Origin of the sequence: Streptomyces poriticola (assembly GCF_036689765.1) — a bacterium.
Taxonomy (GTDB): Bacteria; Actinomycetota; Actinomycetes; order Streptomycetales; family Streptomycetaceae; genus Streptomyces; species Streptomyces poriticola.
The window spans coordinates 468295-490669 of record NZ_JBAGKH010000003.1 but is presented as its reverse complement, the minus strand read 5'-3'; the positions used below and the strand labels follow the sequence as shown (position 1 = coordinate 490669).

The following is a 22375-nucleotide window of genomic DNA, read 5'->3' as shown; positions in this document are numbered from 1 at the left end:
GGCAGGAACGCGGACGGGCGAAAGCGTGGATTACGCTCTGGGACATGGCCGACGCACCGTACAAGCTGATCCTCCTCCGCCACGGCGAGAGCGAGTGGAACGAGAAGAACCTGTTCACCGGCTGGGTGGACGTCAACCTCACCCCGAAGGGCGAGAAGGAGGCGACGCGCGGCGGCGAGCTGCTCAAGGACGCCGGTCTGCTGCCCGACGTGGTCCACACGTCCCTCCAGAAGCGCGCCATCCGCACCGCGCAGCTCTCCCTGGAGGCCGCCGACCGCCTCTGGATCCCGGTCCACCGCAGCTGGCGGCTGAACGAGCGGCACTACGGCGCCCTGCAGGGCAAGGACAAGGCGCAGACCCTCGCCGAGTTCGGCGAGGAGCAGTTCATGCTCTGGCGCCGCTCCTACGACACCCCGCCGCCGCCGCTCGACCGCGACGCCGAGTACTCCCAGTTCTCCGACCCGCGCTACGCCACGCTCCCGCCGGAGCTGCGCCCGCAGACGGAGTGCCTGAAGGACGTCGTCACCCGGATGCTCCCGTACTGGTTCGACGCCGTCGTCCCCGACCTGCTCTCCGGCCGCACCGTCCTGGTCGCCGCCCACGGCAACAGCCTGCGCGCCCTGGTCAAGCACCTGGACGGCATCTCCGACGGCGACATCGCGGGCCTGAACATCCCCACCGGCATTCCGCTCTCCTACGAACTGGACGCCGACTTCAAGCCGCTCAACCCGGGCGGCACCTACCTCGACCCGGACGCCGCCGCGGCGGCCATCGAGGCGGTCAAGAACCAGGGCAAGAAGTAGTAAGCGCCCACGAGTAAGCCCCCTGCCTGCATGTTCTCCGCAGGCGGGGGGCTTTTCGCCGCCCCTGGCCGCCGTCTGGGCGTCACCGCGCCGTCACCGCGCCGTCACCCCGCTCGGCCGGGCCGTGGCCGGCGGGGGAGACTCCCGGTCGGGTTCCACCAGCACCGGGCGACGACTCCCGTTCCCGGTGGCGGGGGCTCCCGCGGCTGCAAGACTCGGGGTGTGGACGCAGGACGCAGGACGCTCGCACACGCCACGGCGGGTCCGGACCGACGTGGTTCACTCCACCGCGCCCTCGCCGTCGCGGTGACCGCCGCGCTGATCTCCGGCGGTGCGTCGCTCGTGGCGGCCGGCGGCGGGAGTCCGACCGGAGACACCGGGGTGACGGAGAACTCCGCGGACCCGGGACGCGGGGACGTCGCCCGCCTGGTGGACATCGGCGGCGGTCGCAGTATCTACCTGCAGTGCAGCGGTGCCGGGTCGCCGACGGTGGTGCTGGTATCCGGCACGGGGGGCGCCGCGGACGAGTGGACCCACGTCGTCGGCCCCGCACGGGAGCCCAGCCTGACGCCCAGCGGGTCGGCGGTGTTCCCGACCGTCGCTGCGCACACCCGGGTATGCGCCTACGACCGGCCCGGAACCACCCGCGTGGACGACTCACCGACGCCCTCCACCCCGGTAGGGCAGCCCACGACCGCGGCGCAGGGCGTGGCCGACCTGCGGGCGGTACTGGCGGCTGCGGGCGAGCGCGGCCCGTACGTGCTGGTGGGGGCCTCCTGGGGAGCGATGATCACGACGCTCTTCGCGCGCACCGACGCCGCCCGGGTCGCGGGCCTGGTAACCCTCGACGGTGCCTCGCAGTACCTGCGGGACACCCTGACGCCGGCGCAGTGGTCCGACTGGATGGCGAAGGTCGCCGCGGCGGACCCGACGGCGCGACTCGACACGCCCGACTACCCGGCAAGCGTCGACCAGCTCCGTGCCGCCCCCGCGCCGCGCCAGGGCCTGCCTGCCACCGTGCTCACCGCCGATCATCCGTGGGACCTCCGGGTGGGGGACACCGGATCGACCTGGCCGGCCTGGCTGGCCGCACAGAACCGCCTCGCTGCCGAGCTGCAGGCACGGCACATCACCGACACCGACAGCGGCCACGGAATCGCCGTCGAGCAGCCCCGGCTGACGTCGAACGCCGTCCTGGACGTGGTCGGACGGGCGGGCCGAGGCGTCTCCCCCTCCGGTCCGGGCTGACCGCCGGACGGGTGGCCGTCGGGCCGGCCACGGCCCAGCGGTCCCGCGCATGTGACCGACCGGTCCCGCGCATGTGACCGACCGGTCCCGCGCACGTGACCGACCGGTCCTGTGGGCTTCTGTGCCGACGGCCATAGTCAGCCCGACGGACATGAGGTCATACTGAGCCATGACAAAGCCTGCGGCACCGAAGCGTCACCTGCCCACCAGCCCCTTCAAGGCCCCGGTCACACCGGCTCCCAAGTACTTCGCCATGGGCGACCAGGTCACACACGACGTCTACGGCCTCGGCCGGGTGATCGGCATCGAGGACGGAATCGCGGCGCTCGTCGATTTCGGCTCGGCGCAGATGCGGATCTTGAGCCCGTACGCCAAGATGACCAAGCTGTAGGACCGCTGTGCCCGGTCACGGCACGCCAGGACCCGGCAGGGACCTGTAACGAAAGGCAGACCTCTCATCGACCCGACGTCGCTGTTCTCCGCCCCGGAAGGGCAACCCCGCCGCCCCGTCGCCGTAGCACCGCCTCCGACGACAAGACCGTTCCGGGCCCCGGACTTCGGGGAGGACGACATCCCGGTCTCCGAGGACGCACAGGCACCCGCCCCGGGCGCGCGCGCCGCGAAGCCCGAGGCCGCCTAGCCGTTCTGTCCGGGGAGGTCGGGGACAGGTGAGCCAGGTCCGGGCAGCCGCCCGGCGGACACCTCCCGAGCCGTCTCCGGCGCGGCGGTCGCCGACGCGAGTACCCGCCGCCTACGCCGCCGTCGGCTTCCGGCGCCGGCCGCGCAGCGCACGCAGGGCCGCTCCCAGCGCCAGGGACTGGAGCACGGCCGCGACGACGATCGAGGTGACGAGGAACCAGCCCGACCCCTCCCCGCCCCGGGCCACGTCGCCGAGGAGGAGAAGGACGCCGGAGGCCGGGAAGGTGAGGAACAGCGGCCACACCCAGATCAGCGAGGCGTCCGGCCGGTCGGTGAACAGCGGTTCCAGCGCGGCCGTGGCGACAGCCGCCCCGACCAGCCCCAGATAGACCGCCGAGGCGGGATTGGCGAAGGCCGGCCGGACGAGGGTGCGTATCGGGCGGGTGCTCATCGGGACTCCCCTGGGTCGACGCCTGTCGTCCCGCCCATGGTCGGGCCGGGCCGGAGCCGTGTCCTGAGTACCCGTACTCAGCTCACCGAGCCGGCCGCCCGACCGCTCACACCCCGCTCCCCGAGCACCGGCTCACACCGTGATGGGTACCGGGTGGATCTCGTCCGCCGGGTGCCCCGCGCGCTCGTGGATACGCTGCACCGCCTCCGCCGAGGGAGCCTCGGACAGGCAGTACACCGTGCCGGAGTCCGGGTCCGCCCAGGCCTGCTTGAAGTGGACGCCCTCCTCCTTCTCTATCGCGAGGTCGGCCTGGTGCGCCTCACGGATCTGGTCGGGGGTGACGCCCTGCATACCGTGGTGCACGTCCATGTACTGGGTCATGGCCTCGCACCTCCCTTCCGTGTGCGTGCGCCTGCTCCTCCCTCCATGCTGCGCCCGCACGGCGGCGGTGGCGACCCTGGACCGGCGGCACGACGAGGGCCCCGGCGGACGTCCACCGGGGCCCTCGTCGTCGCGTCGTACGTCCTCACCCGCACTGGCAGGGCGCGCCGGACTGGCAGCCGCATCCGCACCCCGAGCCGCAGCCGCACGCCGCGATCAGGGGCAGGCTCCTGACCTCGGGTGCTTCCTCGGTCCGGCGGTCCTGTGCGGGGTCGGGTGTGATGCTGGGGGAATCGGCCATGGTCCCTCCTCGGGGCTGGTGCCTGTGCCCATTGGATGCCCGGTCCGGTGGTCGCATCAACGGCGCACAGGGGCGCCCCGCGCGCGCCCCCGCCCCGCTTCCGCACGCCTCGCGCCCGCACCTTCCGGGTCCGCACCCCCCGGCCCCGCCCCGGGTCGGCGGGGCGCCCCGGCATCGGCTCAGGCGGTCTCGACGCCCGTCACCGGCGGGATGTCCGCCGCCTGCAGCTCGTCCGCGTGCTCGCCGGTCACCAGGTACACCACCCGCTTGGCGACCGCCACCGCGTGGTCGGCGTACCGCTCGTAGTAACGGCCGAGCAGGGTCACGTCGACCGCCGTCTCGATGCCGTGCTTCCAGCGGTCGTCCATCAGGTGCTGGAACAGGGTGCGGTGCAGCAGGTCCATCGCGTCGTCGTCCTGCTCCAGCTGGAGCGCCAGGTCCACGTCCTTGGTGATGATCACCTCGGCCGCCTTCGCCATCAGGCGCTGTGCGAGCTGGCCCATCTCCAGGATCGTCGCGTGCAGATCCCGCGGAACCGCCCGCTCCGGGTAGCGCAGCCGGGCCAGCTTGGCCACGTGCTGCGCCAGGTCGCCGGAGCGCTCCAGGTCGGCGGACATCCGCAGCGAGGTGACGACTATGCGCAGGTCAGTGGCGACCGGCTGCTGCCGGGCCAGCAGGGCTATCGCCCGGGCCTCCAGCTCGTGGTGGAGCTCGTCGACCTTCTGGTCGCCCTCGATCACGTTCTCGGCCAGCTTCAGGTCGGAGTCGAGAATGGCGGTCGTGGCGCGTCCGATCGCCGAGCCGACCAGCCGGGCCATCTCCACCAGTCCGTCGCCGATCGAGTCCAGTTCCTCGTGGTACGCGTCCCGCATCTTCGGTTCCCTCTCCTACGTACGGTTTCAGGGGGCTCTCACTCCCACGGTTCCACGTTCCGGGCCGTACGAGTCCGTTTCCGGCACCACAAATGAACCATCACTGGCTCCAAGGTGAACTCTGGGCGACGAGTGTTCGAGCTCGCCCTCCGATGGCTGGGGACGGGTCGCCCGACATGCCTAACCTGGATGCATGGACGTGAACGCGGCGGTCGCCGCAGCAGCTGCGATCGCCGGGGTGCTCACCGGCGCGATCGCCGTGCTGGCGTTCCGCTGGAGCGAGCGCGAGCAGAAGCGCCCGACGCGCACCTCGCTCCATACGGACCCGGTGCTTCCGCCGGGTGTCGACACCGTCCTGTCGGTACTGCGCTCCTCCGCCGTCGTGCTCGACGAGGCCGACGCCGTCGTCAAGGCCAGCTCGGCGGCGTACGCCCTGGGCCTGGTCCGCGGCGGCAAGCTCGCCGTCGAGCCCATGCTGCAGATGGCCCGCGACACCCGGCGGGACGGCGAGATACGGCAGGTCGAGCTGGACCTGCCGAGAAAGGGCACCGGGCGGGGCGAGGCGCTGGCCGTGTCCGCCCGGGTGGCGCCCCTGGGCTCCCGGCTGGTGCTGCTGCTGGTGGAGGACCTCACCGAGGCCCGCCGCATAGAGGCGGTACGGCGCGACTTCGTCGCCAATGTGAGCCATGAGCTGAAGACGCCCGTCGGCGCGCTCTCCCTGCTCTCCGAGGCCGTCATGGACGCCTCCGACGACCCCGAGGCGGTGGAGCGGTTCGCCGGCCGGATGCAGGTCGAGGCCACCAGGCTGACCAGCCTCGTCCAGGAGCTGATCGACCTCTCCCGGGTGCAGAACGACGACCCGCTGGAGGACGCCGAGCCCGTCCGGGTGGACGAACTGGTCGCCGAGGCCGTCGACCGCTGCCGGCACGCGGCCGGCACCAAGCAGATCACCATGGCTTCGAACGTGGGGGCGCCCGGAGGGCCCGATCAGGGTGACGGCGGGCGACGGGAGGGAGGCACCGCGGAGCTGACCGTCACCGGCAACCGCGGCCAGCTCGCCGCCGCCCTCGGCAACCTCGTCGAGAACGCCGTCAACTACTCGCCCGCCCGCACCCGCGTCGGCATCGCCGCCCGCCGGGTCAACGCCCCGGGCGGCGACTTGATCGAGATCGCGGTGACCGACCAGGGCATCGGCATCTCCGACAAGGACAAGGAGCGCATCTTCGAGCGCTTCTACCGCGTCGACCCGGCCCGCTCCCGGGCCACCGGAGGCACCGGCCTGGGTCTCGCGATCGTCAAGCACGTGGTCGCCTCGCACGGCGGGGAGGTCACGGTGTGGAGCGCCGAAGGCCAGGGCTCCACCTTCACCCTGCGGCTGCCGGAGGCGGGCCCGGCCCGCAGCCGCACAGTGCAGCGATCCGCCCGGTCCGGACTCGCCGACGAGACCGACCGGTCCTCTTCCACCCCCCGATCATCCCCGTACGCATCGCTTCCCGCCCCGGAGGTCCTTCCGTGACCCGAGTGCTTGTCGTCGAGGACGAGGAGTCCTTCTCCGACGCCCTGTCGTACATGCTCCGCAAGGAGGGCTTCGAGGTCGCCGTCGCGACCACGGGCCCCGACGGCCTCGACGAGTTCGAGCGCAACGGCGCCGACCTCGTCCTCCTCGACCTGATGCTGCCCGGACTGCCGGGAACCGAGGTCTGCCGCCAGCTGCGCGGCCGCTCCAACGTCCCCGTGATCATGGTGACCGCCAAGGACAGCGAGATCGACAAGGTGGTCGGGCTGGAGATAGGAGCCGACGACTACGTCACCAAGCCCTTCTCCTCGCGCGAGCTGGTCGCCCGGATCCGTGCCGTGCTGCGCCGCCGCGGCGAGCCGGAGGAGGTCGCCCCGGCCGCGCTGGAGGCCGGTCCGGTCCGCATGGACGTCGACCGGCACGTGGTGACCGTCGGCGGCTCCAAGGTCGATCTTCCGCTGAAGGAGTTCGACCTGCTGGAGATGCTGCTGCGCAACGCCGGCCGGGTGCTGACCCGGATGCAGCTCATCGACCGGGTCTGGGGCGCGGACTACGTCGGTGACACCAAGACCCTCGACGTCCATGTCAAGCGGCTGCGCGCCAAGATCGAGCCGGACCCCGGCGCCCCTCGGTACCTGGTGACGGTCCGCGGCCTGGGCTACAAGTTCGAGCCGTAGACCGGCTCACGAGGCAGGGCGCAACGCCGAAGGGCGGGACCTCCAGGAGGTCCCGCCCTTCGGCGTTGTGTCCGGCGGCCACCGCTCAGTGGCCGTCCGAGCCGTGCTCCCCGGCACCCGCGGTCGCCGTCCCGCCCTCGGACGCTCCGTCGGCCGGGGTGCCCGGCTCCGACCCCGCGTCGGAGCCGGAGGAGCCGTCGGCGGGCTCGCCGGTGGCGCCGTCGCCCGGGGCCGACTCCTGGGACGACGACCCGGCGGTCGCTCCCGCCGCCGGGGTGCCGCTCGGACCCCACGACTCGTAGAAGCTCTCGGCCGGGTGGACGAACGCCTGCAGGCTCACGTCCCCGGTCTTGCTGAAGGTGAAGGTGATCTTCTGCGCGTTGCCGTCCTGGATGGCCTCGCGGCTGCTCGGCAGCACGGCGGAGGCATTGCCCTCGCCGCCGAGGATCAGTCGGCCGCCGGCGGGGACGGTCAGCTCGCCGTCACCCTCGGCGGGGCTCAGCTCGGCGGTCTTGCCGGTACCGTCGACCTTGATGGACTCCAGGGTCTGGTCGGTGCGGCCGCTGTTGAAGAAGGTCGCGGCGACCACGGCGGGACCGGTCGACTGCAGGTCGGCCTGGGTGATCACGATCGCGTTCTGGATCTCGATGTCGCCGACCGAGGTCGCCGCGTGGTCCGGCCTGACCTCCAGCGTCTGGGCGTTGTTGCCGGCGCCGCACGCGGCCAGCGAAAGAACGGAGACTGCGATGGCGGCGGCGGCGAGGGCGCCGCGTCGAAGGCTGCTGCTCACGGCGGCGGCAACTCCTTGACTCGAGCGTGGCGGCGGCCAACGGATAAAGCCGCCCTAAGTGACTGTCAGCGGCCCTTAGGCTACCGAGCCGTTCCGGGGCCGCCGCACCCGACCCTCCCCCCGCGGGCATCCGGGTCCCCCGCTTCGCCCGGCAGGCGGTAGCCGCGGCAGCCCGCCGCCGGCCGACGGGCGTCCGCCGCGCCGGGAAAGGGCGCCACTCGTCCTCCATTCACATAAGAGCGTCGGCGAACCGCCGGCAGAACGCCGGGCATACGTCACCCGGCCGAACGCGAAAATTCCGTGAAGGAATGCGCGGGCGCCGCAGAATTGATCACCCGGCCTCCTCGGCGGGCACGGTGATCAATTCCGGATTCGACCGGAAGCCCACTCAGGTCACCGAACGGAGTAGCGGAAGTCGAGCGCACGGAACCGGACATAAGGGGACGTTCGGCCGCTCGACCTCGTGTCGGGAAGCGTGTAACGTACGCGTTTCGCTCGCCCCGAAGAGCCGCTCCCACCTGCGAATACCGCCTTCCGTTAGGTCGTCGCAGCACGTTCCTGTTGCTGTTGTCAAGCCCCGAGATATGCCCTGACCTGCGAAAACGCCATTCAGAAGACGCCGTATCCGTGTTACCCTGGATAGCCACGGAAGGGGTACCTGTCACATGACGTTCAAGGTTGGCGACACCGTGGTCTATCCCCATCACGGGGCCGCGCTGATCGAGGCTATCGAAACTCGCCAGATCAAAGGCGTGGACAAGACCTACTTGGTGCTGAAGGTCGCCCAGGGTGACCTGACGGTGCGTGTGCCAGCGGACAATGCGGAGTTCGTCGGCGTGCGTGATGTGGTCGGTCAGGACGGGCTGGACCGGGTCTTCGAGGTGCTGCGCGCGCCGTACGCCGAGGAGCCCACGAACTGGTCCCGTCGTTACAAGGCAAACCTGGAGAAGCTCGCCTCCGGCGACGTCATCAAGGTGGCGGAAGTGGTCCGCGACCTGTGGCGCCGCGAGCGCGAGCGCGGACTCTCCGCCGGTGAGAAGCGCATGCTCGCCAAGGCCCGCCAGATTCTGGTGAGCGAGCTGGCTCTCGCGGAGAACACCAACGAGGACAAGGCCGAGGCCCTGCTCGACGAGGTTCTCGCCTCCTGACCCGAGGCGGATCCCGCTGGGTTCAGCACATGAAATGCCGCGGTGCCCGATGACCTGTTAGCCGTCGCCGGGCGCTGCGGCATGTTCGTACCCGGATGCCGTCCGTACGCTCCCCCCGTGTCCTGGTGTGCCGGGCCCGGGCAGCTGGCTCGACCAGTGTCACGGAAGGGTCCGGTCGAGGCGTCGCGCCCGGCACTTCCCAGGCCATACCCACGCCAGGCCAGCACACAAACCTGACAGGAACCGATGTCTGACGAATCGCGTCCTTCGCCCGCGCCCTCCGGCGCACCCGCCGCCCCATCAGCCGCCGACGCGCCGTCCGACGCACCCGCCACGCGGGCCCGGACCGCCGCCGTGATCCCCGCCGCCGGCCGGGGCGTGCGCCTCGGCCCCGGTGCCCCCAAGGCGCTCCGTGTGCTCGGCGGCACCCCCATGCTCGTCCACGCCGCCCGCGCGATGGCCGCCTCCCGCGCCGTCTCACTGGTCGTCGTGGTCGCCCCGCCCGACGGCGCCGCCGAGGTCAAGAGCCTCCTCGACGCCCATGCCCTGCCCGGGAGCGCCCCCGGCGGCAGCTGGGGGAGGACCGACTTCCTGGTCGTCCCCGGCGGCGAGTCCCGCCAGGAGTCCGTGCGGCTGGGACTGGAGGCGCTGCCGCCCGGCCACGAGATCGTGCTCGTCCATGACGCCGCCCGGCCGCTGGTCCCCGTCGACACCGTCGACGCCGTCATCGAGGCCGTCCGCGACGGCGCCCCCGCCGTCGTCCCGGTGCTCCCGCTCGCCGACACCGTCAAGCAGGTGGAGCCCGCGGCCGTCCCGGGCGATCCGGAACCCGTCGTGGCCACGCCGGACCGGTCCCGGCTCCGTGCGGTGCAGACGCCGCAGGGCTTCGACCGGGCCACGCTGGTCCGTGCCCACGAGACGGTGACCGACGACGTCACCGACGACGCGAGCATGGTCGAGCAGCTCGGCCTGACCGTGGTGGCGGTGCCCGGACACGAGGAGGCCTTCAAGGTCACCCGGCCGCTCGACCTCGTCCTCGCCGAGGCGGTACTGGCACGCCGGAGGCTCAACGATGGCTACTGAGCCCTCCGAGGCGGCCGGGACGGCTTCCGCGGCGGCCGGGACCCACGGCACGTCCGCGTCCCACGGCGCGCCCGACGCCGCGCTGCCCCCGCTGCCCCAGGTCGGCATCGGCACCGACATCCACGCCTTCGAGGAGGGCCGCGAGCTGTGGTGCGCGGGCCTGAAGTGGGAGGGCGAGGGCCCCGGGCTGGCCGGGCACTCCGACGCCGACGTCGTCGCGCACGCCGCCTGCAACGCGCTGTTCTCCGCCGCCGGACTCGGCGACCTCGGACAGCACTTCGGCACCGGCCGGCCCCAGTGGTCCGGCGCCTCCGGCGTGACCCTGCTGACGGAGGCCGCGCGGATCGTGCGCGCGGCGGGCTTCCGGATCGGCAATGTCGCCGTGCAGGTGGTCGGCCCGCGCCCGAAGATCGGCAAGCGCCGCGAGGAGGCCCAGAAGATCCTCTCCGAGGCCGCGGGTGCCCCGGTGTCCGTCTCCGGGGCGACCACCGACGGACTCGGCTTCCCGGGCCGCGACGAGGGCCTGATGGCGATCGCCACGGCCCTGGTGGCGCGCGTGAACCCGTGAGCCGATGAGGACCACCGCCGGGTGCCCCCGCCGGGGCGCCCGGCCGGTCACGAATCGCCTGCCCTTCACGGCACGGGCACAGGGCACTGCCCACGGCCTACTACCCTGGACCCGTGACTATTCGCCTGTACGACACCAGCGCCCGGCAGATCCGTGACTTCACCCCGCTCACGCCGGGCTGTGTCTCGATCTACCTGTGCGGCGCCACCGTGCAGGCCGCCCCGCACATCGGGCACATCCGCTCCGGACTGAACTTCGACATCATGCGCCGCTGGTTCGCCCACCGCGGCTACGACGTCACGTTCGTCCGCAACGTCACCGACATCGACGACAAGATCATCAACAAGGCGGCGGAGCAGCACCGCCCCTGGTGGTCCATCGGCTACGAGAACGAGCGGGCGTTCGACGACGGCTACACCGCCCTCGGCTGCCTGCCCCCCACCTACGAGCCCCGCGCCACCGGCCACATCACCGAGATGGTCGAGATGATGCGCGGCCTCATCGAGCGCGGCCACGCCTACGAGGCCGACGGCAACGTCTACTTCGACGTCCGCTCCCTGCCCGGCTACCTCGCCCTGTCCAACCAGGACCTGGACGACCTGCGCCAGCCCGAGGGCGAGGGCGAGACCGGCAAGCGGGACCCGCGGGACTTCGCCATGTGGAAGGCGGCCAAGCCGGGCGAGCCCAGCTGGGAGACGCCGTGGGGCCGGGGCCGCCCCGGCTGGCACCTGGAGTGCTCGGCGATGGCCCACAAGTACCTGGGCACCGAGTTCGACATCCACGGCGGCGGCCTCGACCTGATCTTCCCGCACCACGAGAACGAGATCGCCCAGGCCAAGGGCTTCGGTGACGCGTTCGCCCGGTACTGGGTGCACAACGCCTGGGTCACCATGAGCGGCGAGAAGATGTCCAAGTCGCTGGGCAACTCGGTGCTCGTGTCCGAGATGGTCAAGCAGTGGCGCCCCATCGTGCTGCGCTACTACCTCGGCACCCCGCACTACCGCTCGACCATCGAGTACAGCGAGGAGTCGCTGCGCGAGGCCGAGGCGGCGTTCGCCCGCATCGAGGGCTTCGTCCAGCGCGTGGTGGAGCTCGCCGGGGGCCCGGTGGCGCCCGCCGCCGAGGTGCCGCCCGCGTTCGCCGAGGCCATGGACGACGACCTCGGCGTGCCGCAGGCCCTCGCCGTGGTGCACACCACCGTCCGGCAGGGCAACAGCGCGCTGGCCGCCGACGACAAGGACGCCGCCGTCGCCCGGCTCGCCGAGGTCCGCGCCATGCTCGGGGTGCTCGGCCTGGACCCGCTCGACGCGCACTGGGCGAGTGAGTCCGGCCGGAGCCAGGAGCTGCACGGCGTGGTCGACACCCTGGTCCGCCTGGTCCTCGACCAGCGCGAGGCAGCCCGGGCCCGCAAGGACTGGCCGACCGCCGACGCCATCCGCGACCGGCTGAACCAGTCCGGCCTGGTCATCGAGGACGGCCCGCAGGGCCCCCGGTGGAGCCTCGGCTCCCGCTGACCGCCGCGACAGCTTGATCAAGTGTGCCGCCCGGGCCTCAGGGCGGCACACTTGCCAGGACGACGCACGTACGACGCACACTTCCGCAAGAGAGCGAGACGGGTAACTCATGGCCGCGAACAACCGCCGCATGTCCGGCAAGAAGGGCGCGCAGGTCGGCAGCGGCGGCAAGCGGCGCCGGGGCCTGGAGGGCAAGGGGCCCACGCCCCCCGCCGAGATGCGCAAGGGGCACGCCAAGCAGCGCGCCGCCCAGACCAAGGCGCGCCGCGCCCAGGGCCGCACGCAGGGCAGGCGCGGCGGCGGCAGGACGGCGTCCGAACTGGTCGTCGGCCGCAATCCCGTCGTCGAGGCGCTGCGCGAGGGCGTGCCCGCCACCACGCTCTACGTCCAGCAGTTCATCGACAGCGACGAGCGCGTCCGCGAGGCCCTCCAGCTCGCCGCCGACCGGGGCGGCATCAACCTCATGGAGGCCCCCCGCCCCGAGCTGGACCGGATGACCAACGGGCTCAACCACCAGGGCCTGGTCCTCCAGGTCCCGCCCTACGAGTACGCCCACCCCGAGGACCTGCTCGGCGCCGCCGCCGACGAGGGCGAGGACCCGCTGATCGTCGCCCTGGACGGGGTCACCGACCCGCGCAACCTCGGCGCCGTCGTCCGCTCCGTCTCCGCCTTCGGCGGCCACGGCGTCGTGGTGCCCGAGCGGCGCGCGGCCGGGATGACCGCGGGCGCCTGGAAGACCTCCGCCGGCACCGCCGCGCGTACGCCGGTCGCCCGCGCCACCAACCTCACGCGCGCGCTGGAGGCGTACAAGAAGGCCGGTGTCGTGGTCGTCGGCCTGGCCGCCGACGGCGAGGTCGAACTCGGCGAGCTCCAGGCGCTGGACGGCCCGGTCGCCGTCGTGGTCGGCAGCGAGGGCAAGGGCCTGTCCCGGCTGGTCGGCGAGACCTGTGACTTCCGGGTGCGGATCCCGATGCCGGGCGGTGCCGAGTCGCTCAACGCCGGTGTCGCGGCGGGCATCGTGCTCTACGAGGCGGCACGCAGGCGCTCCTGAACGGACGTTCGGCGCCGTACTCCGTACGGGGTGATCCGGACGGTCCGGACATGCTTGACGGGGTCCGGACAGATCCGCCCGGTCAAGACAGTGTCCTAAGCACACGTCACTCGGTTAGATGAGTGTGGACACCAGAACACCCCGCACACCCACGGGGGACCGCTCGTCGGGAATCGACGACGCTCCCGCGCTGAGCATGGTGAAGGTGCCGAGCGATCCGGCCCAGGTCATCGTCAATCACGCGAGCTTCCGCGTGCAGCTGGGCGCCTCGGCGCGAGGCGCCCGCTCCCCGCGGGTCGCGCGGCACCTGACCGCGACCCATGACACCGCCCCCGTCCCGGCCGTCGGCGCCCCGGCCGGGCGCGCGGGGACCGCCGCGCCCGCCCGCCGCAGGCCCGTCGTCTGGAGCGGCCGGTCCGACCCGGACGACACCGGCGCCCACCGCCTTCTGCAGGCCGTGCGGTCCGGCGCCGCACCGGCCGCCGACGCAGGCGCCACCCAGGTCATCCCCCGCGTCGGCCTCGACGGCCCCGGTCCCGGTGGCTACGACGACGACCTCACCACCCAGACCCTGCCCACCCCCGTCGTGGGCGCCCAGCGGACCCCGGGTGACGCGGACGGCACCCGGCTGCTGCCCGCCATGCGCACCGTCGGCAGCGCCTACGACGAACCCGGCTACGCCGAACCCCCCTACGGCGGCGAGGACTTCGACGACGACCCCGCGGACGGCACCCGCGGCGGCCCGGACACCGCCGAGGGCCCCACCCGCCGCCACGGCGACGACCCGGCCCGGCACGCCTACTACCCCGGCCGCCGCATGAACCTCGGCGTCGTCCTGCTCCCGCTGCGGGTCTTCCTCGGCTTCATCTCCATCTACGCCGGTATGGGCAAGCTCTGCGACCCCGTCTACTTCGACGGCGGCAAACGCGGCTCCATGGTCACCTGGCTCAACACCCTGCATCCGTGGGAAGTCGCCGAGCCGCTGCGCCAGTTCGCCCTCGCACACCCCGTCGGTTCCGGGCTGGTCATCGCCTTCCTGCAGGTCATCGTCGGCGTCCTGACCGTTCTCGGCTGCTGGCAGCGGGTCGCCGCCGTCGTGGGTGCCCTGCTCTCCGCCGCGCTGCTCGTCACCGTCAGCTGGAAGGCCGTCCCGGTCTACGACGCGCCGGACATCATCTATCTCGCCGCCTGGTCCCCGCTGATCATCGCCGGCGCCCCCGTCTACTCCGTCGACGGCCGCCTCGCCGGCAGTGCCTGGCGCCGCCTCGGACCCCGCGCGGCCATCTGGGACCTGCGCCGCTACGTTCTGCGCCGCGGCGCCCTCATCACCTTCCTCGTCACCGGCATCACCCTGCTCGTCGGCTCCCTCCTCGGCGGCGCCGTCCGCGACGCCGACCGTGTCGTCGTCCCCGGCCCCGGCGAGGCCCCCCGGAACGAACAGCCCGGCTCGCCGCTCCCCCAGGAGCCCGGCGAACGGCAGCACAAGAGCCCCGAGGCGTCCTCGTCGCCCACCAGCGGCGCCACCTCGTCCGGCACCACCGGACCGTCCAGCCCCGCCACCACCCCCGGCGCGACTCGCGACACCGGCCGCGCCACCGCCGGCACGCCCAGCCAGACCCAGGGCACCACCGGCCAGGCCCCGCCGCAGCAGACCTCCCCGGGCGGCGACCAGGCCCCGAGCACCAGCGCGGGCCCCACCAGCGGCGGCAGCGCCACCGGAGGCACCGGCAGCGGCCCCACCGGCGGCACCGGCACGGGCAACGACAACGGCAGCGGCGACGACGACGGCTCGTCCAGCACCGGGCGGCCCGGACTCGTGGGCGGCCTGCTCGGCTGAGCGCTCCGCTGGAAGTGCCGCGACATGCCGTCGCTCGCCTGCGGCGCCGTCGTGGCCGGTCGCGCGGTTCCCCGCGCCCCTTCAGGGCGCTGCCGAACCGCAGCGGCTTCGTCCGACCCGCATGGCGGCCCGCTCCGGACCGGCACGGCGGTACCGCAGCCGGTACGGCGACGGGGCCCGCACAGACGATGTGCGGGCCCCGTCGCCGTTGCCCGGCGGGTGCTCTCGGCGACTGCTCGACGCCGCGTGCAAAGGGCGCTCAACGCCCCAGCGCCGTCAGCTCCTTGGCCGCCTCCGTCAGATCCTTCGCGGTGTCGATCGCCCGCCAGTAGGCGCCCTGCGGGAGCGGGAAGCCGGCCAGCCGCCGTTCCCGGGCCAGCCTCGGGAACGTGGACCGCTCGTGGTCGCCGCGCTCCGGGAGCATCTCCGCGAAGCCCGGCGAGAAGACGTACACCCCCGCGTTGATCTCGAACGTCGACGGCGGTGCCTCTATGAAGTCCGTGATGTGACCGAAGCCGTCCGTCTGCACCGCGCCCCACGGCAGCCGAGGACGCGCCAGCGCCAGCGTCGCGACGGCATCGCGCTCGGCGTGGAAGTCCGCCATGTCACGCAGCGAGAACCGGGTCCAGATGTCGCCGTTCGTCGCGTACCAGGGCCGGTCGGGACGGGGAAGGCGCGCGGCGGCGTACTTCAGGCCGCCGCCGCGGCCGAGGGGCTCGCTCTCCACGACGGTGGTGACGGAGACCGGCAGATCGGCGGTCTCGAGCCACTTCTGGAGCACCTCGGCGAGATGGCCGCAGGAGACCACCACATCGGTGACGCCCTCCTCGGCGAGCCAGGAAAGCTGATGGCCGATGATCGGCGTCCCCGTACCGGGGATCTCGACCATCGGCTTGGGCCGGTCGTCGGTGTACGGACGCAGCCGGGACCCCTGTCCGCCGGCCAGGACGACGGCTTGCACGGGGCGGCGGGACGCAGCGCTCGGATCGGTCATGCCCGAACTGTACGTGGCGCCCCGCCCGCCGTGCCCGGCTGCCGCCCGCTCAGCGGTGTGCGGCCAGCACGCCCGAGGCGAAGGCGGTGTCGCACACCGGCCGCGCATAGGACTGCGCGCGCGTCGGGCCGTACACCCGCACCGCCGCGCGGCCCAGCGCGCGGGCGATGGAGGCGCAGTGCTTCGCCAGCGACGGACGGCCGTCGACGGCCTGCTGGAGGTGGGTGAGCGCGACGCCCGGGTCCTCCTCCTGCAGCTCGGTCAGCAGCTCGTCGCGCAGCACCTCGTGGGGCGCGCGGGACTTCGCAGGGGAGGACGCCTTCGCCGAGGACGCGTGCGACGAGGACGCCTCGGACGCGGTGAGCACCGAGTCCGAGGGATTCCCCGACCAGTTGACTCGGGTGACCGCGAGCGTCCCGGACAGCACCAGGACGACGGGCAGGACGAGGGCGAGGGAGCGGCCGATCCGGCGGGCGGGGCCCCGGCCACGTCGCGTCTGTTGGGTGGTGGAGTGCTTCACGGAGTGCTTCACGCGAGTGAGGGTAGCGCCCGGTAATGATTTGGCGACATTTGGTCACCGATACGGGGGATGAGAAAAACCCCGGGAGTGGGTAACGGGTTGACGCACACGGCTCGAAACGTCCGGTCTGCCGGGGTATTTGTCGACAACGGGAAGGGCCCCGCAGCAGTTTGCGGGGCCCGGTTTCGTCAACGCGGGTGAATTCTCCCGGGACGAGGTGTACGACGGTGAAGTCCGCCGATTCTGTTACGCCCGTTGTGCCGGGTGAGCCGGACCGGCCGGGGGTGCCGGCCCTGCCCGGCGCGCGGTCAGCCGGCCAGCCGCTCGCCCGTGGACGTCGAGAACACATGCGCCTCACCCGGCTGCGGCACGACGTGCACGGTCGAGCCCTTCTCCGGCACCGCACGGCTGCTGACCCGGACCACCAGGTCCTTCGACTCGCCGTCGACGTCGACCGTGCCGTAGATGAAGCCGTCGGCGCCGGTCTCCTCGACCACGTTCACCGAGACCGCCAGCCCCGCCGGAGCGTCCTCGGCGTCCTTCGACAGCGTCGCCGACGCCCCGCCGTTCAGCTCCACCACGTCGAAGTGCTCCGGCCGGACGCCGACGGTGACCGTGCGGTCGCCCTTGTCCGCGGCGGACTGCAGCGCCTCCCGGCCGACCGGCACCACGCTGTTGCCGAACTTCACACCGCCGTCGGTGATCGGCACCTCGATCAGGTTCATCGCCGGGGAGCCGATGAAGCCGGCGACGAACAGGTTCGCCGGCTTGTCGTACATGTTCCGCGGGGTGTCGACCTGCTGCAGCAGACCGTCCTTGAGGACCGCGACCCGGTCACCCATGGTCATGGCCTCGACCTGGTCGTGCGTCACGTACACGGTGGTGATGCCGAGCCGCCGCTGCAGCGAGGCGATCTGCGTACGGGTGGAGACCCGCAGCTTGGCGTCCAGGTTGGACAGCGGCTCGTCCATCAGGAACACCTGCGGCTCACGCACGATCGCGCGGCCCATCGCCACCCGCTGACGCTGACCGCCGGAGAGCGCCTTCGGCTTGCGGTCCAGGTACTGCGTCAGGTCGAGGATCTTCGCGGCCTCCTCGACCTTCTGCCGGATCTCCGCCTTGTTCACGCCCGCGATCTTCAGCGCGAAGCCCATGTTGTCCGCGACCGTCATGTGCGGGTACAGCGCGTAGTTCTGGAACACCATGGCGATGTCCCGGTCCTTCGGCGGCAGGTGCGTGACGTCGCGCTCACCGATGCGGATCGCGCCGGCGTTCACGTCCTCGAGCCCCGCGAGCATCCGGAGCGAGGTGGACTTGCCGCAGCCGGACGGGCCGACCAGGACGAGGAACTCGCCGTCCGCGATCTCGATGTCGAGTGCGTCGACGGCGGGCTTGTCGGCACCCGGATAGACCCGGGTCGCCTTGTCGAACGAGACAGTGGCCATGGTGAATGGGCCCCCTTCTACCGGCAGGAACGTGCCGGACGATCCGTTGTAGGAAGGTGGTGTGGTCCACGATGCGTGAACCGGCTCTGGACGCTACCTGGCGTTCACCTGGTCTGTCAGCATCCGGGGCTGTGTGAACTTCGCCGGAACTCCGTCACCGGTCCACCGTGGAACGTCGTGGCTCGGGGAAACGGGCTCTGTGTAGAGTGGAGCAGCCTCTGCGCGCGTGTGCCCGCGCGACGCCTCCTTAGCTCAGCTGGTTAGAGCGCCGCTCTTGTAAAGCGAAGGTCGTCGGTTCGAATCCGACAGGGGGCTCTGCCACGAACCGGCCCCCCGCCTGCCACGGGCGGGGGGCCGAGCCGTGTCCGGGGGTCATCCGAGCAGCCGTGCGATCTCCAGCTGCTCCTCCTCGACCGGATCGCCGTCCGCCACGCACCACAGGCAGTTCTGCAGGACGCGGGCCAGTGTCCAGGCCCGCGCCCGCTGCCGGTCGAGGGCGAGGACCTCCGTCAGCGCGTCGAAGCGCCAGCGGACCTCGGCCGGGTCGTAGCGGTTGTCGATCGCCGGGAGGAGGTCGAAGCCGGGGTCGCCGGCGAGGGGCTTGGGATCGATGGCGAGCCAGGGGGCGCGGGCCGAGGCGAGGACGTTGTCGTAGTGGAGGTCCCAGTGGAGCAGGCGGTCGCCGGGATCGTCGATGACCTCGCGGACGGCCGCCGCGCAGTCGGCGATCAGTCGGCGGGCGGCCGGGTCGGGGATCCGCGGCAGCGCCCGGGGCGTGTGGTCGAGCATGGCGCGGGCGATGTCGCCCAGGCCGCGCACGGTGGGCGGGGCGGGGGTGGCGGTCAGGCGGGCGAGGAGGCGCGCGATGACGAGGACCGCCTCGCGGGTGTCCTCGACGTGGGAGAGGGAGCGGGTGGGGTCGAGGCGTTCCAGGAGCATGGTGCCGGTGGCCGGGTCGTGGTCGAGGAGGTGCACCGCGCCGTCGCCGTTCCACACGCGCAGGGCGACCGGCTCGCCCTCGGTCTCGTCGTCGAGGATCTGGAGTTTGAGGGCGGCGGGGGTGCCGTCGGCACGGCGGACGACGGGCAGGACGAGGGCGGCCCAGCCGTGCATGGCGGGGCCGTCGAGGCGGAGGTTCCAGCGGTGGAGGAGGTCGGCGGCGAGGGCGGGGAGGCCGGCGATGAAGGCGCGGCCCGCCGCGCCGTTGTGCTTGGCCTGCGAGGTGGCGAGGGCGTGCGGAATCTCGATCACACGGGGTGACGGTACGGGCGGTGCCGGGTGGCCGCATGCGGATTTCGACGGCCCCGGCGCCGGAAAGTCCACGGATTCCGTAGCAGACAGGGGCTGCGGGTGCGGGCTAGCGTCCGGGCATGAGCAGCTGGACCAGTGGTGTCGTGAACGGTGGCGTGTCCTTCTGGTATGCGGACGACGGTCTTCCGGTGGTGCGGGAGCCGTTGGGCGGGGACGCGTCCGCGGATGTGGTGATCGTCGGGGGCGGGTACACGGGGCTGTGGACGGCGTACTACCTGAAGCAGGCGGCGCCGTTTCTGCGGATCACGGTGCTGGAGCAGAAGTTCTGCGGGTACGGAGCCTCGGGACGCAACGGCGGCTGGCTGTACAACGGGATCGCGGGCCGGGACCGGTACGCGAAGCTGCACGGGCGGGATGCCGCGGTGCGGCTTCAGCGGGCGATGAACGAGACCGTGGACGAGGTGATCCGGGTCGTCGAGGCCGAGGGCTTCGACGCGGACGTGCACCAGGGCGGCGTGCTGGAGGTGGCGCGCACACCGGCTCAGCTGGCGCGGCTCCGGGCGTTCCACGAGGCGGAGTTGGCGTTCGGGGAGAAGGACCGGGAGCTGTACGGGGCCCGGGAGACCGCCGAGCGGATCCGGGTGGCGGACGCGGTGGGGTCGGTGTGGACGCCGCACGGGGCGGCGCTGCATCCGGTGAAGCTGGTCAAGGGCCTGGCGGCGGCGGTGGAGCGGCTGGGCGTGGCGGTGCACGAGGCGACGCCGGTGACGGAGATCGGGCAGGGGCGTGCGGTGACGCCGTACGGGACGGTCCGGGCACCGTACGTGCTGCGCTGCACGGAGGGGTTCACGGCGGCGCTGAAGGGGCAGCGGCGGACCTGGCTGCCGATGAACTCGTCGATGATCGTGACGGAGCCGCTGTCGGAGCGGCAGTGGGAGCAGATCGGCTGGGCAGGGAGGCAGACGCTGGGGGACATGGCGCACGCGTACATGTACGCGCAGCGCACGGCGGACGGGCGGATCGCGCTGGGCGGGCGCGGGGTGCCGTACCGCTTCGGGTCGCGGACGGACAACGACGGCAGCACGCAGGCGGCGACGGTGGCGGCGCTGCGGGAGGTCCTGGTGGGCTTCTTCCCGTCGCTGGCCGGGGTGCGGGTGGAGCATGCCTGGTCGGGGGTGCTGGGGGTGCCGCGGGACTGGTGTGCGTCGGTGTCGCTGGACCGCTCGTCGGGGCTGGGGTGGGCCGGCGGGTACGTGGGTTCGGGCGTGGCGACGGCGAACCTTGCGGCGCGGACGCTGTGCGATCTGGTGCAGCAGGCGTCGGGGCAGGGCGGGAGCACGGAGCTGACGGCGCTGCCCTGGGTGGGGCACCGGGTGCGGCGCTGGGAGCCGGAGCCGTTGCGGTGGCTCGGGGTGCAGGGGATGTACGCCGTGTACCGGGCGGCGGACCGGCGGGAGGCGGTGACGCACAGCGTGGGGTCGTCGCGGCTGGCACGGGTGGCCGACCGGGTGGCGGGGCGGGGATGATCGGCTCGGGCTGCCGACCGGTTCGGGCTGAGACGGGCTCTGGCTGGTGGTCGGTTCGAGCCGCCGGCCGCCGCGCTGCCGACCGGCACCGGCTGCCGGCGTCACCTGTCGGCACCGGTTCTCGGCGGTGCTGATCGCCGGATGGTGGCGTGGTTGGCGGTGACAGGGGTCCGGCGGGCACCGGACCCCTGTCACCGTTCCCCCCGTTCCCCCTCAGGCCACCGGTTCGGGCACCGGCCGGTCCGACGGGGTGCCGTGTTTCGGGGCCCGGGCGGTCACCATCAGGCCCGCGACCAGGGCCGCCAGCAGCATGATGCCGGCGGCCAGCCAGATGGCGACCGTGTAGCCGTGGACGATGCCCTCGCGGGTGATCAGCTCCCGCTGGGCGGGGTCGGTGAGGTGGGCGGTGATCCAGGATGCGCTGGTGGTGGTGGCGACGGTGTTGAGCAGGGCGGTGCCGATCGACCCGCCGACCTGCTGCGAGGTGTTGACGGTCGCCGAGGTGACGCCGGAGTCGTGCGGGGCGACGCCCGCGGTGGCGGTGGCGAAGACCGGCATGAAGGTCAGCCCCATGCCGAGGCCGATGAGGAGGAGTGCGGGCAGGATCTCGGAGGCGTAGGAGGAGTGCACGGTCATCCGGGTGAGCAGCATCATGCCGCCGGAGGCCAGCAGCATGCCGGGGACGAGCAGCATCCGCGGGGGGACGTGGTGCAGCAGCCGGGCGGAGATCTGGGTGGAGCCGGTGATGATCGCGGCGGTCAGCGGCAGGAAGGCCAGGCCGGTGCGGACGGGGGAGTAGCCCAGGATGACCTGCAGGTAGTAGGTCATGAACAGGAACAGGCCGAACAGGCCGATGACGGCGAGCAGCATGGTCAGGAAGCAGCCGGCGCGGTTGCGGTCCCGGATGATGTGCAGCGGGAGCAGCGGCGAGCGCGCGCGTGACTGCCAGCGTACGAAGGCGGTGAGCAGGACGACGCTGCCGGCGAGGCAGCCGAGGACGAGGGCGTCGGACCAGCCGCGGGACTCCGCCTCGGCGAAGCCGTAGACGAGGGCGACGAGGCCGCCGCAGCCGAGGAGGACGCCGGGGACGTCGAGGCGGGCGCCGCGGTGACCGGGGCGGTCGTGCAGCAGGGCGAGGGCGCCGAGCAGGGCGATCGCGGCGATGGGCACGTTGACGTACAGGCACCAGCGCCAGTCGAGGTACTCGGTGAGGATGCCGCCGACGAGGAAGCCGATGGCGGCGCCGCTGCCGGCGAGGGCGCCGTAGATGCCGAAGGCCTTGCCGCGCTCCTTGGGGTCGGTGAAGGTCGTGGTGAGCAGGGACAGCGCGGAGGGGGCCAGGACGGCGGCGAAGGCGCCCTGGAGGGCGCGGGCGCCGAACAGCATGGCGGGGCCGGTGGCGGCGCCGCCGAGGGCGGAGGCGGCGGCGAAGCCGACCAGGCCGATGACGAAGGTGCGCTTGCGTCCGGCGAGGTCGGCGATGCGTCCGCCGAGCAGCAGCAGTCCGCCGAACGCGAGGGTGTACGCGGTGATCACCCATTGCCGGTTGCCGTCGGACATGCCCAGTTCGCGTTGCGCGGAGGGGAGGGCTATGTTCACGATCGTCGCGTCCAGGACGACCATCAGCTGGGCGAGGGCGATGACCACCAGGCCCCACCAGCGGCGCGGGTCGGCGTCCGCGGGGGCGGCTTCTTCACCCGTTCGGGTGAGTCTCACCCGGCCAGAAGACCATGGATCGGGGCGTGTCGCATCCTCTGGCC

The 22375-nt window shown here is 72.6% G+C and carries 21 protein-coding genes and 1 tRNA gene; 13 read left to right on the top strand and 9 right to left on the bottom strand.

The annotated features are described in order from the left end of the window. Positions 1–44 precede the first annotated feature (44 nt). The 3 genes from V5O46_RS07330 to V5O46_RS07320 all read left to right on the top strand — a co-directional run bounded on the left by V5O46_RS07330 (position 45) and on the right by V5O46_RS07320 (position 2442). Positions 45–803: a phosphoglyceromutase gene (locus tag V5O46_RS07330; RefSeq protein ID WP_332883610.1), complete on the top strand. Its 759-nt coding sequence runs from the start codon at positions 45–47 to the stop codon at positions 801–803. 222 nt (positions 804–1025) lie between these two features. Further along, positions 1026–2051 (top strand): alpha/beta fold hydrolase, encoded by a 1026-nt coding sequence (locus V5O46_RS07325; protein WP_332883609.1) that lies wholly within the window; start codon positions 1026–1028, stop codon positions 2049–2051. Between the two features lie 169 nt (positions 2052–2220). Continuing rightward, positions 2221–2442 (top strand): hypothetical protein, encoded by a 222-nt coding sequence (locus tag V5O46_RS07320; protein WP_332883608.1) that lies wholly within the window; start codon positions 2221–2223, stop codon positions 2440–2442. 360 nt (positions 2443–2802) lie between these two features. Here V5O46_RS07320 and V5O46_RS07315 read toward each other — a convergent pair whose 3' ends face one another. From V5O46_RS07315 to phoU, 3 genes are all read right to left on the bottom strand, one after another. Further along, positions 2803–3141 carry an SCO4225 family membrane protein gene (locus V5O46_RS07315; RefSeq protein ID WP_332883607.1) on the bottom strand — a complete coding sequence of 113 codons (339 nt, stop codon included), beginning with the start codon at positions 3139–3141 and terminating at the stop codon, positions 2803–2805. A 132-nt stretch (positions 3142–3273) separates the two neighbouring features. Further along, entirely contained in the window at positions 3274–3522 is a 249-nt protein-coding gene (locus V5O46_RS07310) for an SCO4226 family nickel-binding protein (protein ID WP_332883606.1), read from the bottom strand. A 480-nt stretch (positions 3523–4002) separates the two neighbouring features. Continuing rightward, a complete protein-coding gene (phoU, locus tag V5O46_RS07305; RefSeq protein ID WP_332883605.1) occupies positions 4003–4695 on the bottom strand; it encodes a phosphate signaling complex protein PhoU in 693 nt (230 codons plus the stop codon). A 193-nt stretch (positions 4696–4888) separates the two neighbouring features. Here phoU and V5O46_RS07300 point away from each other — a divergent pair, with 193 nt between their 5' ends. Together V5O46_RS07300 and V5O46_RS07295 are read left to right on the top strand one after the other, a co-directional pair. Continuing rightward, a complete protein-coding gene (locus V5O46_RS07300; protein ID WP_332883604.1) occupies positions 4889–6211 on the top strand; it encodes a sensor histidine kinase in 1323 nt (440 codons plus the stop codon). Then, positions 6208–6888, top strand: a complete 681-nt coding sequence (locus tag V5O46_RS07295) for a response regulator transcription factor (protein WP_043502011.1) — start codon at positions 6208–6210, stop codon at positions 6886–6888. Before V5O46_RS07300 ends, V5O46_RS07295 begins: the two co-directional genes overlap by 4 nt. Before the next feature lie 85 nt (positions 6889–6973). On the opposite strand, the gene V5O46_RS07290 is transcribed toward V5O46_RS07295, so the two are convergent. Next, complete coding sequence (locus tag V5O46_RS07290; protein WP_332883603.1) at positions 6974–7678, bottom strand: copper chaperone PCu(A)C; 705 nt, start codon at positions 7676–7678, stop codon at positions 6974–6976. Between the two features lie 665 nt (positions 7679–8343). On the opposite strand from V5O46_RS07290, the gene V5O46_RS07285 reads away from it, so the two are divergent. The 6 genes from V5O46_RS07285 to V5O46_RS07260 all read left to right on the top strand — a co-directional run bounded on the left by V5O46_RS07285 (position 8344) and on the right by V5O46_RS07260 (position 14879). Further along, positions 8344–8826: a CarD family transcriptional regulator gene (locus V5O46_RS07285; protein WP_003953493.1), complete on the top strand. Its 483-nt coding sequence runs from the start codon at positions 8344–8346 to the stop codon at positions 8824–8826. Between the two features lie 246 nt (positions 8827–9072). After that, positions 9073–9909 (top strand): 2-C-methyl-D-erythritol 4-phosphate cytidylyltransferase, encoded by an 837-nt coding sequence (ispD, locus tag V5O46_RS07280; protein ID WP_332883602.1) that lies wholly within the window; start codon positions 9073–9075, stop codon positions 9907–9909. Next, positions 9899–10477 carry a 2-C-methyl-D-erythritol 2,4-cyclodiphosphate synthase gene (gene ispF, locus V5O46_RS07275; protein WP_408648926.1) on the top strand — a complete coding sequence of 193 codons (579 nt, stop codon included), beginning with the start codon at positions 9899–9901 and terminating at the stop codon, positions 10475–10477. The genes ispD and ispF overlap by 11 nt, the downstream gene beginning before the upstream one ends. A gap of 113 nt (positions 10478–10590) precedes the next feature. Beyond that, complete coding sequence (gene cysS / locus V5O46_RS07270) at positions 10591–11991, top strand: cysteine--tRNA ligase (RefSeq protein WP_332883601.1); 1401 nt, start codon at positions 10591–10593, stop codon at positions 11989–11991. A 109-nt stretch (positions 11992–12100) separates the two neighbouring features. Then, positions 12101–13042: a 23S rRNA (guanosine(2251)-2'-O)-methyltransferase RlmB gene (gene rlmB, locus V5O46_RS07265; RefSeq protein WP_332883600.1), complete on the top strand. Its 942-nt coding sequence runs from the start codon at positions 12101–12103 to the stop codon at positions 13040–13042. A gap of 118 nt (positions 13043–13160) precedes the next feature. Beyond that, positions 13161–14879, top strand: a complete 1719-nt coding sequence (locus V5O46_RS07260) for a DoxX family protein (RefSeq protein WP_332883599.1) — start codon at positions 13161–13163, stop codon at positions 14877–14879. Between the two features lie 259 nt (positions 14880–15138). Here V5O46_RS07260 and V5O46_RS07255 read toward each other — a convergent pair whose 3' ends face one another. The 3 genes from V5O46_RS07255 to V5O46_RS07245 form a co-directional block, all read right to left on the bottom strand. After that, a complete protein-coding gene (locus tag V5O46_RS07255; RefSeq protein ID WP_332883598.1) occupies positions 15139–15873 on the bottom strand; it encodes a nucleotidyltransferase family protein in 735 nt (244 codons plus the stop codon). 49 nt (positions 15874–15922) lie between these two features. Next, positions 15923–16393: a hypothetical protein gene (locus V5O46_RS07250; RefSeq protein WP_332883702.1), complete on the bottom strand. Its 471-nt coding sequence runs from the start codon at positions 16391–16393 to the stop codon at positions 15923–15925. Positions 16394–16701: 308 nt separating this feature from the next. Next, positions 16702–17838 carry an ABC transporter ATP-binding protein gene (locus tag V5O46_RS07245; RefSeq protein ID WP_332883597.1) on the bottom strand — a complete coding sequence of 379 codons (1137 nt, stop codon included), beginning with the start codon at positions 17836–17838 and terminating at the stop codon, positions 16702–16704. A gap of 241 nt (positions 17839–18079) precedes the next feature. On the opposite strand from V5O46_RS07245, the gene V5O46_RS07240 reads away from it, so the two are divergent. After that, positions 18080–18153: transfer RNA gene (locus tag V5O46_RS07240), tRNA-Thr, on the top strand. Positions 18154–18210: 57 nt separating this feature from the next. Here V5O46_RS07240 and V5O46_RS07235 read toward each other — a convergent pair. After that, positions 18211–19089, bottom strand: coding sequence for an aminoglycoside phosphotransferase family protein (locus tag V5O46_RS07235; RefSeq protein WP_332883596.1), 879 nt, complete (start codon positions 19087–19089; stop codon positions 18211–18213). Positions 19090–19208: 119 nt separating this feature from the next. Here V5O46_RS07235 and V5O46_RS07230 point away from each other — a divergent pair, with 119 nt between their 5' ends. After that, positions 19209–20615 (top strand): NAD(P)/FAD-dependent oxidoreductase, encoded by a 1407-nt coding sequence (locus tag V5O46_RS07230; protein WP_332883595.1) that lies wholly within the window; start codon positions 19209–19211, stop codon positions 20613–20615. Positions 20616–20828: 213 nt separating this feature from the next. On the opposite strand, the gene V5O46_RS07225 is transcribed toward V5O46_RS07230, so the two are convergent. Continuing rightward, positions 20829–22331 (bottom strand): MFS transporter, encoded by a 1503-nt coding sequence (locus V5O46_RS07225; protein WP_332883594.1) that lies wholly within the window; start codon positions 22329–22331, stop codon positions 20829–20831. Positions 22332–22375 lie beyond the last annotated feature (44 nt).